The 12,493-nt window shown below is 59.4% G+C and carries 10 protein-coding genes; 9 read left to right on the forward strand and 1 reads right to left on the reverse strand.

All coding sequences use genetic code 11. The features are described from left to right. On the reverse strand, positions 1–3,167 hold a 3,167-nt coding region (gene mfd, locus A3714_RS15870), incomplete at its 3' end, for a transcription-repair coupling factor (protein ID WP_063527201.1). Positions 3,168–3,335: 168 nt separating this feature from the next. Between mfd and tesB the strand changes: the two genes are divergently transcribed. From tesB to nqrF, 9 genes are all read left to right on the forward strand, one after another. After that, complete coding sequence (gene tesB / locus A3714_RS15875; RefSeq protein ID WP_062816538.1) at positions 3,336–4,214, forward strand: acyl-CoA thioesterase II; 879 nt, start codon at positions 3,336–3,338, stop codon at positions 4,212–4,214. Further along, positions 4,211–4,798, forward strand: a complete 588-nt coding sequence (locus A3714_RS15880) for a uracil-DNA glycosylase family protein (protein WP_063508613.1) — start codon at positions 4,211–4,213, stop codon at positions 4,796–4,798. The genes tesB and A3714_RS15880 overlap by 4 nt, the downstream gene beginning before the upstream one ends. A 145-nt stretch (positions 4,799–4,943) precedes the next feature. Continuing rightward, on the forward strand, positions 4,944–6,383 hold the full coding sequence (locus A3714_RS15885) for a glyceraldehyde-3-phosphate dehydrogenase (protein WP_082844665.1): 1,440 nt from the start codon (positions 4,944–4,946) through the stop codon (positions 6,381–6,383). Positions 6,384–6,653: 270 nt separating this feature from the next. Further along, positions 6,654–8,000, forward strand: a complete 1,347-nt coding sequence (locus A3714_RS15890; RefSeq protein ID WP_062816540.1) for a Na(+)-translocating NADH-quinone reductase subunit A — start codon at positions 6,654–6,656, stop codon at positions 7,998–8,000. A gap of 2 nt (positions 8,001–8,002) precedes the next feature. Further along, a complete protein-coding gene (locus A3714_RS15895) occupies positions 8,003–9,235 on the forward strand; it encodes an NADH:ubiquinone reductase (Na(+)-transporting) subunit B (protein WP_062816541.1) in 1,233 nt (410 codons plus the stop codon). Beyond that, entirely contained in the window at positions 9,236–10,033 is a 798-nt protein-coding gene (locus A3714_RS15900; RefSeq protein ID WP_062816542.1) for a Na(+)-translocating NADH-quinone reductase subunit C, read from the forward strand. Next, positions 10,033–10,698, forward strand: a complete 666-nt coding sequence (locus A3714_RS15905) for an NADH:ubiquinone reductase (Na(+)-transporting) subunit D (protein WP_062816543.1) — start codon at positions 10,033–10,035, stop codon at positions 10,696–10,698. Before A3714_RS15900 ends, A3714_RS15905 begins: the two co-directional genes overlap by 1 nt. Before the next feature lie 12 nt (positions 10,699–10,710). Continuing rightward, positions 10,711–11,331, forward strand: coding sequence for an NADH:ubiquinone reductase (Na(+)-transporting) subunit E (gene nqrE, locus A3714_RS15910; protein ID WP_062816544.1), 621 nt, complete (start codon positions 10,711–10,713; stop codon positions 11,329–11,331). Positions 11,332–11,347: 16 nt separating this feature from the next. Further along, the coding region (gene nqrF, locus A3714_RS15915; protein WP_063527202.1) for an NADH:ubiquinone reductase (Na(+)-transporting) subunit F at positions 11,348–12,493 on the forward strand (1,146 nt) is incomplete at its 3' end.

Below are 12,493 nucleotides of genomic sequence, written 5' to 3' on the forward strand. Positions count from 1 at the left end.
CCGAAGCGGTCGATCATCTCTACCTGCAGCTCTTTCAGGCCATCGCGGGTCTTGCAGCCGGCAATGCGCTTGTAGAGTGTCAATCGGCCGAACACGTCGGGCAGGTAATCCTCGGGAATCAGTGCGGGAATGCGCAGGTTCAGCTCCGGGCCGCCGCTGAGGGGCTTTTCCACGTCCGGTTGTTCGCCCCGTTTCAGGGCTTCCACCGCCTGTTCCAGCATCTCCATGTAGAGACTGAAGCCGATGGTTTCGATGTTGCCATGCTGCTCTTCGCCCAACAGTTCCCCGGCGCCACGAATTTCCAGATCCTGGCTGGCGAGCATGAAGCCGGCCCCCAGGTCGGTGGCCTGTTCGATGGCCTCCAGTCGTTTGAGGGCGTCCTTGGTCATTGCCTTGGGGCTTGGCGTGATCAGATACGCGTAGGCCTGGTGATGGCTGCGGCCAACCCGGCCACGCAACTGGTGCAGCTGAGCCAGCCCCAGCTTGTCTGCCCGATCAATGATGATGGTATTGGCGCTGGGCACATCGATACCGGTTTCGATGATGGTGGAGCAAACCAGCACATTGAAGCGACGGTGGTAGAAGTCGCTCATCACCGCTTCCAGTTCCCGCTCGCGCATCTGCCCGTGGGCAATCCCTACGCGGGCGTCGGGGACCAGCTTGCGGATGTCCTCGGCGGTCCGCTCCATGGTGTCGATGTCGTTGTGCAGGTAATACACCTGCCCCCCCCGGAGCAGCTCACGGAGCAGGGCCTCCTTGATGGTGGTGTCGTTGTGCTGCTGCACGAAGGTTTTTACGGACAGGCGTTTCTGCGGCGGGGTGGCGATGATGGAGATGTCGCGCATGCCGCTGAAGGCCATGTTCAGGGTGCGGGGGATCGGCGTGGCGGTGAGGGTGAGAATGTCGCACTCGGCGCGCATCTGCTTGAGCCGTTCCTTGTGGCGTACCCCGAAACGGTGTTCCTCGTCCACGATGATCAGCCCCAGGTCGCTGAACGACACGGTTTCCTGCAGCAACTGATGGGTGCCCACCAGGATATCCACTTTGCCTTCTTTCAGGCGTTTGAGGACCTGGGTCTTGTCCTTGGCGCTGCGGAAGCGTGACAACACTTCGATATTCACCGGCCAGTCGGCAAAGCGGTCGGTGAAGGATTCGTAATGCTGCTGGGCGAGCAGGGTGGTGGGCACCAGCACCGCCACCTGGGTCTGGTTTTCCACCGCCACAAAGGCGGCGCGCATGGCCACTTCGGTCTTGCCGAAGCCCACATCGCCGCACACCAGCCGGTCCATGGGTTGGCTGGATTGCATGTCGGCAATCACCGAGGCAATGGCGGCCTGCTGGTCCGGGGTTTCCTCAAAGGGGAAGCCGGCGCTGAAGCGCTCGTAATCGCTCATGTCCACGTCGAACTGCTTGCCCTGGCGGGCCTCGCGGCGGGCGTAGGTGTTGAGCAGTTCCGCGGCCACATCGTGGATTTTTTCCGCCGCCTTCTGCCGGGCCTTGCTCCACTGCTCGGTGCCCAGCCGGTTGAGCGGGGCAGTATCGCCGCCGCCGTAGCGGCTGATCAGATGCAGAGAAGAGACCGGCACGTAGAGTTTGTCGCCGCCGGCATATTCCAGCAGCAGGAATTCGTGTTGCTGGCGGTCCACTTCCATGTGGATCAGGCCCAGATAGCGGCCCACGCCGTGTTCCAGATGCACCACCGGGGAGCCTTCCGTGAGCTCGCCCAGGGAGCGGAAAGCCTGCTCGGCGGCGCCATCGTCGCTGCTGGATTTACGGCGCCGGCGTTGCAGGACGCGCTCCCCGTAAAGGTCGTTTTCGGTGACCACCAAGAGTTCATGTTCGGGGGCGTAAAAGCCCGCATCCAGCTCGCCACGGGTCAGGCTCCAGCGCTCCGGCCGGGCGATAAAGTCCGGCCAGTTGTCTTTCAGCGATGGCTGGATGCCGATTTTCTGCATTAGCTCCAGCAGGGCCTCCCGGCGGCCGGCGGTTTCCGCACAGAGCAGAATGCGGGTGTCCGGATGGGCGTCGGCGAAGGTATGCAACAGGGCCAGCGGATTGCTGGCGCGCACGTCGGCGGTGAGTGCCGGCATGGCTGCCACGTCGAACTGGATGGCATGTTTCCTGTCGGCATCACTGCCGGTCTGCCTTGCCCGGGGATGTTGCTTGAGGGAGGCGCCCAGCTCCTCCGGACGCAGGTACAGTTTCCAGGGTGCCAGAATGGGCCGGTGGATATCGTGGCGGCGGGATTCATAGCGTTGTTCCACGTCCGCCCAGAAATGCTCCACGGCACCTTGGCTGCCGGCCATTTCCACCAGCCGTACATCGTCGGGCAGGTAGTCAAACAGGGTGGCCATGTGCTCGAAGAACAAGGGCAGGTAGTACTCCAGCCCCGGCGCCGACAGGCCATCGGACACATCCTGATAGAGCGGTACGCCGCGGGTGTCCACGTCAAAGGTATCGCGGAAAGCGGTGCGAAAGCTGCTGATGCCGTCAGCGCTGAGCGGGTATTCCGCCGCCGGCAGCAGGGTGATCTCTTCCACCTTGCCGGTGGAGCGCTGGCTTTCCGCGTCGAACAGGCGCAGGGATTCGATCTCGTCGTCGAACAGCTCAATACGGAAGGGTTGATCCGCGCCCATGGGGAAGATATCCATGATGGCGCCGCGTACGGCGAATTCGCCATGTTCGTAGACGTTATCCCGCTGTCGATAGCCACAGGCCACCAGCCGTTGGCGGGTCGCTTCCATGTCAAAGGTGTCGCCCACCTTGAGCAGGAAGCTGTTGCCGGTGATGTGCAGTGGTGGCGCCAGCCTCTGCATCAGGGTATTCACGGGGACGACCAGGATGCCCTTGTGGCTGGTGGGCAGCTGGTGAAGCACGCGGATACGGTCGCTGATAATGTCCTGATGGGGGCTGAACAGGTCGTAGGGCAGGGTCTCCCAGTCCGGAAACAGCATCACCGGCGTCTGGCTGCCCGCCAGGTAAAAATCCAGTGAGTCGGCCAGGTGCTGGGCACGGCTGCTGTTGGGGGCCAACACCACAAACAGATGGTCCTGGCTTCGGGCCAGCTCGGCCAGCACCGCAGCCAGGCTACCGCTGTCCAGCCCGGCCCAGTCTTTGTAGTGCTCGGGGCCGGTGGGGAAAAGAGGGCTGTCAGGGAGTAACTTCATTAAGACCCGTTTCCTGCGTGTTCGGTGGGGTATCAGGCGGCGTATTGTAGCGGTGAGGGGCTTCCCCGGCCATTGCAGCGTCAACCGGGGCTCCTGCAGGGTGGGGGCTGAACATGCGGGCTGACAGCGGTTAAGATGCGTTTTTGTTTTTTGCGCTGAGGATTGGCTATGAATGCATCGGTTCGGGAACTGATGGCGCTGTTTGACCTGGAGCAGCTGGAAAATAATTTGTTCAGGGGGCAAAGCCAGGCCAACGGCCAGCAAAGTGTGTTTGGGGGGCTGGTGGCAGGGCAGGCGTTGCTGGCGGCGTCGAAAACCGTGCCAGCTGATCGTTCCGTGCACTCCTTGCACGCCTATTTCCTGCGGGCCGGAGATTTCACCAAGCCCATTGTCTACGATGTGGACCGCATTCGGGACGGCAGGAGCTTTACTACCCGCCGGGTCAACGCCATCCAGCATGGCCGGCCGATTTTCTCGCTGGCGGCGTCGTACCAGGTCGAAGAGGAGGGCGTTGCCCATCAGGCGCCCATGCCGGAGGTGGCAGGCCCGGAAGGCCTGGAGAATGACGAGGCGGCCCGGCAGAAGCTGGTGGCACGGTTGCCGGAACAGTACCGCGAAGCCTTTCTCCAGGATCGGCCGGTGGAATTCCGCCCGGTCACGCCCCGTGATCCGATTTCTTCCCAGCCGGAACCGCCGCTGCGGGAAGTGTGGTTCAAGGTGGTCGATTCGGTGGAGGCAGACCCCATGACCCAGCGGGCGCTGCTGGCCTACTGCTCGGATTTCGGGCTGATGGGGACCGCCATGCTGCCCCACGGCATGAACTTCTGGCAGCCCCATGTGCAGTGCGCGAGCATCGACCATGCCATGTGGTTCCACGGGGATTTCCGTATTGATGAATGGCTGCTGTATCGCAGCGAGAGCCCCTTTGCCGGAGGCTCCCGGGGGATGAATTTCGGTTCCATCTATCGCCAGGACGGCACCCTGGTGGCCTCGGTGGCGCAGGAAGGGCTGATGCGTCTGCACCGTTCGGACAGCCCGGTGGCATGAGTTCACTGATTCCTTTATTGGAGGAGGTCCGGGCCTGCCGGTTGTGTGAGGCCCATCTGCCTTTGGGGCCGAACCCCGTGGTGCGGGCAGGGCAGAGCGCCCGGTTGCTGATCGTGGGGCAGGCACCGGGCACCCGGGTCCATGAAACCGGCATTCCCTGGAATGATCCATCCGGGGACCGTCTGCGTGACTGGCTGCAGATGGACCGGGAAGCCTTTTATGACGAAAACCAGATCGCCATTATTCCCATGGGGTTCTGTTACCCGGGCCGTGGCAAGGGGGGCGACTTGCCGCCCAGGCCGGAATGTGCTCCCCAGTGGCATGAACGGTTGCTGGCGGAGCTGCCGGATCTGCAGCTGACCCTGCTGGTGGGGCAGTATGCGCAGAAATACTACCTGCCGTCGCCGGGCAAGACCCTGTCGGACAATGTCCGGGATTTCGACCGGGCCCTGCAGTCTGGCTACTTCCCGCTGCCTCATCCGAGCCCGCGAAACCGGCTATGGCTGCGCCAGCGGCCCTGGTTCGAGGAAGCGGTTTTACCGGTGTTGCGTGAACGTGTGAAAGCATTGTTCGTGAAACCGTAATATCCCCGCCATTTGGGTGGATAAACGTGGCGTTTGGCGATATTATTCGCGCCCCAAACTCCACCGCCGGTGAACGCAGAAACCGGGCATTTCGGTGCCAGCCACGGTTTTCTTCACCCGAACCCAACCTGAGAGGGGCATCTCCGTGAACAAACTGGAAGACCACTTCGGACGCTGGAAGAACCGCGAAGAAATCGCAGAAGCCATGATCCCGATGATTGGCAAGCTGCATCGCGAAAAGAACGTCACCACCACTGTTTACAGCCGTTCCCTGGTCAACAAGTCTGTTATCCAGATCCTGAAAGCCCACCGTTTCGTCAAGCAGGTCGAAGATTCCGAGCTGTCTGTGGTGGATTCCTTCCCGATTCTGCAGGAAGTGAACAAGCTGGACCTGGGCCCCTGCCGCATTGATATCGGCAAACTGGCGGTAGAGTACAAGAAAGACAACCGCGGCCTGTCCCTTGAGGACTATGTGCGCGAAGAGCTGGCGGAAGCGGTCAATAACAAGGGGCCGGTGCCCAGCTCCACGGACGTGGTGCTGTACGGTTTTGGTCGTATTGGCCGTATTCTGGCCCGTCTGCTGATCGAGAAAGCCGGTTCCGGTGACGGCCTGCGCCTGAAAGCCATCGTAGTGCGTGAGTCCGGCAAGGGTGACCTGCAGAAGCGTGCCAGCCTGCTGCGTCGTGACTCCGTGCACGGCCCGTTCGCCGGCACCATTGCCGTGGATGAAGAAGAAAATGCCATCATCGCCAACGGCAACTTCATCAAGGTGATCTACTCCAGTGACCCGTCTGCCATCGATTACACCGCGTACGGCATCAATAATGCTGTGGTGATCGATAACACCGGTAAGTGGCGCGATGCGGAAGGTCTCTCCCAGCACCTTCAGTGCAAGGGCGTTGCCCGTGTCATGCTGACCGCGCCGGGCAAAGGTGATATGAAAAACATTGTTCATGGCGTGAATAACGACATGATCGAGGACAGCGACAAGATCATCTCCGCTGCCAGCTGCACCACCAATGCCATCGTGCCGCCGCTGAAGGCGCTGGAAGACAAGTTCGGCATCGAATACGGCCACGTGGAAACCGTGCATTCCTACACCAACGACCAGAACCTGCTGGATAACTTCCATAAAGGTCCTCGTCGCGGCCGCTCTGCTCCCCTGAACATGGTGCTGACCGAAACCGGTGCGGCGACGGCTGCTGCCAAGGCGCTGCCGTCCCTGAAAGGGAAGCTCACCGGCAACTCCATCCGGGTACCGACCCCGAACGTGTCCATGGCGATCCTGAACCTGACCCTGGGCAAGGAAACCACCCTGGAAGAACTCAACGAGTACCTGCGTTGGGTGAGCCTGCATTCTCCGCTGCAGCGCCAGGTGGATTTCGTCAGCAGCCCGGATGCGGTCTCCACCGACTTCGTGGGTTCCCGTCACGCTTCCGTGATTGATGCGGAGGCTACCATTGTCAGTGGGCGCCATTGCGTACTGTACGTGTGGTACGACAACGAGTTCGGTTACAGCTGTCAGGTGTTGCGCATCCTGCAGCAGATCTCCGGGGTGGAATACCCGGCGTATCCGAAGGACTGAACGGCGTTTGAATAAAAAGCCCGCGCTGCGGGCTTTTTTTCGGTGCATGACCGGCTTTTCTTTTGCACCAAAGCAGTTCTGTGCGACGAAAGACGGGTCGGACGGTGCTGGCGAATGGGCAGGTGCGTCTTTATAATGGCGCCGCTGGCAGCTGCTAGCTCCCAAGTCAAATTCCGGTTTTAGCGAACATCCTCGGCATTTTCCCCGCTTTTCGGGGCTTGCAGGCGGATGTGCCTCGACTTCAGCAACACGCAACGTGGGCGAGAAACTATGATTAAAGTCAGGAAGGGCCTGGATCTGCCCATCGCTGGTGCGCCGCGCCAGACGATTGAGGAAGGCCACCAGGTTCGTTCTGTTGCCGTGCTCGGCGGTGACTATGTGGGCATGAAACCCACCATGGAGGTCCGCGAAGGCGATGTGGTCAAAAAAGGCCAGTTGATCTTCACGGACAAGAAAACCGAGGGTGTGAAATACACCGCTCCTGCAGCGGGCAAGGTGGTGGCGATCAATCGTGGCCACAAGCGCGTGCTTCAATCGGTGGTGATTGAAGTGGCCGAGCAGGAAGACGAAGTCACTTTTGATTCCTACAGTGCCGACCAGATTGGCGGTTTGGACCGTGAAACGGTCCAGCGTCAGCTGGTTGACTCCGGCGAGTGGACCTTGTTGCGGACTCGCCCCTTCGGCAAGGTACCGGCGCCGGGCAGTATTCCGAACTCCATCTTCGTTTCCGTACTCGATACCAACCCGCTGGCCCAGGAGCCTGCGCTGGTTATCAAGGAAAACGAGCAGGCTTTCCGTCATGGCCTTGCCGTGCTGAGCCGTCTCACCGATGGCCCGGTGTGGGTATGTCGTGGCCCCAACACCGATTTGCCAAGCTTTGCCGGCGGTCAGGTCCGTGAAGAAGCCTTTGCCGGCAAGCACCCGGCAGGCAATGTGGGTACACACATTCATCACCTGGACCCGGTTAGCCTGAAGAAGACGGTATGGTCGATCGGTTATCAGGACGTGATTGCCATCGGCAAGTTGTTTACCGAAGGCAAGATCTATTCCCAGCGGGTGGTGGCTCTGGCCGGCCCGCAGGTGAAAACACCGCGTTCCTTGCGTACCCGCGTGGGCGCCAGCACCGATGACTTCGTTCAGGGTGAGCTGAAAGAGGGCGATAACCGCCTGATCAGCGGCTCTGTGTTCGGCGGTCATAATGCTCAGGGGCCGGTGGCCTTCCTGAACCGCACCGTTAATCAGGTGACAGTGTTGTCTGAAGGCCATGAACGTCAACTGCTGGGGTATATCTCCCCGGGCGTGAACCGCTTCTCGGTCATGAACATCTACTTGTCCAAGCTGATGCCGGGTAAGCGCTTCAACTTTACCACCACCACCAACGGTTCCGAGCGGGCCATGGTGCCGGTGGGCGCCTACGAGGAAGTGATGCCGCTGGATATCCTGCCAACCCAGTTGCTGCGTGCTCTGATTGTTGGCGATACCGACAGTGCCACGGCACTGGGCGCGCTTGAGCTGGTGGAAGAAGACCTGGCCCTCTGCACCTTTGTGTGCCCGGGCAAGTACGAATACGGTCCGATTCTGCGCGACAATCTCACCACCATTGAAGCGGAGAGCTGAGCATGGGCATGAGAAGTTTTCTGGACGACAAGGTTGCCCCGCATTTTCACGAGGGCGGCAAGTTCGAGAAGTATTACACCTTCTACGAAATGTTCGACACCATGCTGTACACCCCGGATTCGGTGACCCGGTCCTCCGCGCATGTACGTGATGGTATCGATCTCAAGCGGATCATGATGACGGTGTGGTTCTGCGCTTTCCCGGCAATTCTGTTCGGGCTGTGGAACACCGGTTATCAGGCCAACCTGCAGATTGCTGAAGGCTTCAGCCCGATTCCCGGCTGGCGTAGCGATCTGGTCATGGCGCTGGCAGGCTTTGATGCCTCCAGTCTGTGGTCGAACCTGCTGCACGGCATGGTTTACTACGTGCCGATTCTGATTGTGGTCTATCTGGGTGGTTTCATCTGGGAAGGCCTGTTTGCCTGGAAACGCGGTCACGAGGTGAACGAGGGTTTCTTCGTTACCGGGATCCTGTTTACCTTGATTCTGCCTCCGGCCATCCCGTTGTGGCAGGTGTTCCTGGGGATTTCCTTTGGCGTGGTTATCGGCAAGGAAGTATTTGGCGGTACCGGCAAGAACTTCCTCAACCCGGCGTTGGTCGGGCGGGCATTCCTGTTCTTCGCTTATCCGGCAGAAATGTCCGGTGACGCGGTATGGACGGCGGTGGATAACTTCTCCGGTGCGACGCCGTTGGCGCTGGCCGCTGCCGGGCAGCTGGATTTCGCCAGCAACCTGACCGCGGATGCCGGTGCCAACATCTCCTGGATGCAAACCTTCCTGGGCGGTATTCAGGGCTCCATCGGTGAAACGTCCACCCTGGCGATTCTGATCGGTGGTGCGGCACTGTTGCTGACCAAGGTGGCCTCCTGGCGCATCGTGCTGGGCGTATTCCTGGGCATGGTGGCGCTGAGTACCCTGCTGAATGCGGTGGGTTCCGCCACTAACCCCATGTTTGCCATGCCCTGGTATTGGCACCTGACCGTGGGCAGCTTTGCCTTCGGCATGATCTATATGGCGACCGATCCGGTATCGGCTTCCATGACCAATACCGGCAAGTACATCTTTGGCGCGCTGATCGGTGTCATGGTTGTTCTGATCCGGGTGGTGAATCCGGCGTTCCCGGAGGGTGTGATGATGGCCATCCTGTTCTCCAACCTCTGTGCGCCGTTAATCGACCACTTTGTTGTACAGGCGAACGTTCGTCGTCGTCTGCGCCGGACCGGGGGAGAAGTGTAAATGTCAGCGAATAAAGAAAGTGTAGGCAAGACGCTGCTGGTTGCCTTTCTGGTCTGTGTGGTATGCGGTGTGGTGGTTGCCACCGCAGCGGTAAGCCTGCGGCCGGTACAGAGCAAGAACCAGCTGCTGGACAAGCGCATGAACATCCTGCAGGCCGCTGGCCTGTACCAGCCCGGCGTGGATGTGAATACGGTGTTCAAAAGTATTGAACGTCGTTTTGTCGATATCGATACCGGTGAATACGTCGAGATGCCGGAATCCTATGACCAGCGTAAGGCTGCCAAGGATCCCCAGCGTTCCGAGCGACTCAGCGGTAAAGAGGATATCGCCGGCATCAAGTCCCAGGCGAAGGTAGCGGAAGTGTTCCTGGCCCGTGGTGATGACGGCGAGCTGAGTCGCATCATTCTGCCGGTTCACGGCTATGGCCTGTGGTCTACCCTGTATGGTTTCCTGGCACTTGAGCCGGATGCCAACACCGTGTCCGGTCTGGGTTTCTACGAGCACGGTGAGACTCCGGGCCTCGGTGGTGAAGTGGACAATCCGAAATGGAAAGCCCTGTGGGAAGGCAAAAAGCTTTACGGTGAGCAGGGTGAAGTGGAAATCCAGGTGGTCAAGGGTTCCGTTGACAGCAAAACGCCGAATGCCGAGCACAAGGTGGATGGTCTTGCCGGTGCAACCCTGACCAGTAATGGTGTCAGCAACCTGCTGCGCTTCTGGGTCGGCGAAAACGGTTTCGGTCCCTACCTGAAGCGCATGCAGAACGGTGAAGCGGTCGTACAGCAGGAAGGAGACGCGTAATGGCGGAGAAAACCAAGGACATTCTTTTTGGTCCGATTTTCGACAACAACCCCATCGCGTTGCAGATCCTGGGTATCTGCTCCGCCCTGGCGGTAACCAGTAACCTGAGCACCACTTTAACCATGTGTATCGCACTGACCGTGGTGGTGGCGTTCTCCAACTTTTTTGTGAGCTGCATCCGTAACTCGATTCCCTCGAGCATCCGGATCATCGTGCAGATGACCATTATTGCCTCGCTGGTAATCGTGGTGGACCAGTTCCTCAAGGCCTACGCCTACAGCATTTCCAAGCAGCTGTCCGTGTTCGTGGGGCTGATCATCACCAACTGTATCGTGATGGGGCGTGCGGAAGCCTTCGCCATGAAGAATCCGCCGATCCCGTCCTTCCTGGATGGTGTGGGCAATGGCCTGGGTTACTCCGTGATCCTGCTGGGCCTGGGCTTCATCCGTGAACTGCTGGGTGCCGGCAGCCTGTTTGGTCAGCAGATCCTGACCAAGGCTGCAGATGGTGGCTGGTTCGTGACCAACGGCATGATGCTGCTGCCGCCGAGTGCCTTCTTCCTGATCGGCCTGTTCATCTGGGCGATCCGGGTATGGAAGCCGGAACAGGTGGAAGAAGATACCTTCAAGATGAAGCCACACACCCGTGTCAGCGACGCGTTTTAACGGAGACGAGGAATGTTTGAACATTATCTGAGCCTGTTCGTCCGCGCCGTCTTTGTTGAAAACATGGCGTTGGCCTTCTTCCTGGGCATGTGTACCTTTATTGCCGTGTCCAAGAAGATCCAGACCGCAATTGGTCTGGGGGTTGCGGTGGTAGTGGTACTGACCATTACCGTGCCCGTGAACAACCTGATCCTTACCTACCTGCTGGACGAGAACGCCCTGGCCTGGACCGGGATTGAATCCCTGGCCAGCCTGGACCTGCGTTTCCTGGGCCTGCTGAGCTATATCGGCGTTATCGCCGCACTGGTGCAGATCCTGGAAATGACGCTCGACAAGTATGTACCCAGTCTCTACAACGCTCTGGGCATCTTCCTGCCGCTGATCACAGTGAACTGCGCCATTCTGGGTGCGTCCCTGTTCATGGTGGAACGTGACTACACCTTTGGTGAATCCATGGTCTACGGTGTCGGTGCCGGGGTTGGCTGGGCACTGGCGATCACGCTGTTGGCCGGTATTCGCGAGAAGCTGAAATACAGTGATGTGCCGGACGGTCTGAAGGGTCTGGGTATCACCTTCATCACCGTGGGGCTGATGTCTCTGGGCTTCATGTCTTTTTCCGGCGTGCAGCTGTAAGCGAAGGGGTTGAATCATGAGTTTTGAGATTATTCTCGGTGTGGTCATGTTCACCGCCATTGTGCTGGCACTGGTGGCGGTGATCCTGATGGCCCGTTCCCGGCTGGTGGCCAGCGGGGATGTGCACATCAACATCAACAGCGATGAAGAGAAATCCATCGATGCCCCTGCCGGTGGCAAGTTGCTGGGAACCCTGGCCAATCAGGGTATCTTCCTGTCTTCTGCCTGTGGTGGCGGTGGTACCTGTGCCCAGTGCAAGTGCAAGGTGCTGGACGGCGGTGGCGATATTCTGCCCACCGAAGAAGGCCACTTCACCAAGGGCGAAATTCGCGACGGCTGGCGCCTGAGCTGCCAGGTGAACGTGAAGCAGGACATGAAGATCGAAGTGCCGGAAGAGTTCTTCGGTGTGAAAAAATGGGAGTGCGAGGTTATCGCCAACGATAACGTGGCCACTTTCATTAAAGAGCTGACCCTCAAATTGCCGGAAGGCGAGAACGTGGACTTCCGCGCGGGTGGCTATGTGCAGCTGGAAGCGCCGCCGTTCGACGTGAAATTCTCCGATTTCGATATTGGCGAAGAGTACCGGGGTGACTGGGAGCGTTTTAACTTCTTCGATCTGAGCTGCAAGAACAATGAGGAAGTGATCCGCGCCTACTCCATGGCCAACTACCCGGAAGAGAAGGGCATTCTCAAGTTCAATATCCGGATTGCCACGCCGCCTCCGGGTTCCAAGGACATTTCTCCGGGCATCATGAGTTCCTACGTGTTCAGCCTGAAGCCGGGTGACAAGATTACCGTGTTCGGGCCCTTCGGTGAGTTCTTTGCCAAGAAGACCGATGCGGAAATGGTGTTCATCGGTGGTGGTGCCGGGATGGCGCCCATGCGCAGTCATATTTTCGATCAGCTGAAGCGTCTCAATTCCAAGCGCAAGATCAGCTTCTGGTACGGTGCCCGAAGCTGGCGTGAGACCTTCTACAACGATGAATATGACATCCTGGCCGAAGAAAACGACAACTTCGAATGGCATCTGGCGTTGTCCGATCCCCAGCCGGAAGACAATTGGACCGGGCTCACCGGCTTTATCCATAACGTGTTGTACGAGCAGTACCTGAAGGACCATCCGGCGCCGGAAGACTGCGAGTACTACATGTGTGGGCCGCCG

The organism is Alcanivorax sp. HI0007 (assembly GCF_001635525.1).
Lineage (GTDB): Bacteria > Pseudomonadota > Gammaproteobacteria > Pseudomonadales > Alcanivoracaceae > Alcanivorax.

Bases quoted from the DNA above. Each gene is read 5' to 3' on its own strand.
- tesB (WP_062816538.1), top strand. From the start codon at position 3,336: ATGAATGCATCGGTTCGGGAACTGATGGCGCTGTTTGACCTGGAGCAG.
- A3714_RS15880 (WP_063508613.1), top strand. From the start codon at position 4,211: ATGAGTTCACTGATTCCTTTATTGGAGGAGGTCCGGGCCTGCCGGTTG.
- A3714_RS15890 (WP_062816540.1), top strand. From the start codon at position 6,654: ATGATTAAAGTCAGGAAGGGCCTGGATCTGCCCATCGCTGGTGCGCCG.
- A3714_RS15895 (WP_062816541.1), top strand. From the start codon at position 8,003: ATGGGCATGAGAAGTTTTCTGGACGACAAGGTTGCCCCGCATTTTCAC.
- A3714_RS15900 (WP_062816542.1), top strand. From the start codon at position 9,236: ATGTCAGCGAATAAAGAAAGTGTAGGCAAGACGCTGCTGGTTGCCTTT.
- A3714_RS15905 (WP_062816543.1), top strand. From the start codon at position 10,033: ATGGCGGAGAAAACCAAGGACATTCTTTTTGGTCCGATTTTCGACAAC.
- nqrE (WP_062816544.1), top strand. From the start codon at position 10,711: ATGTTTGAACATTATCTGAGCCTGTTCGTCCGCGCCGTCTTTGTTGAA.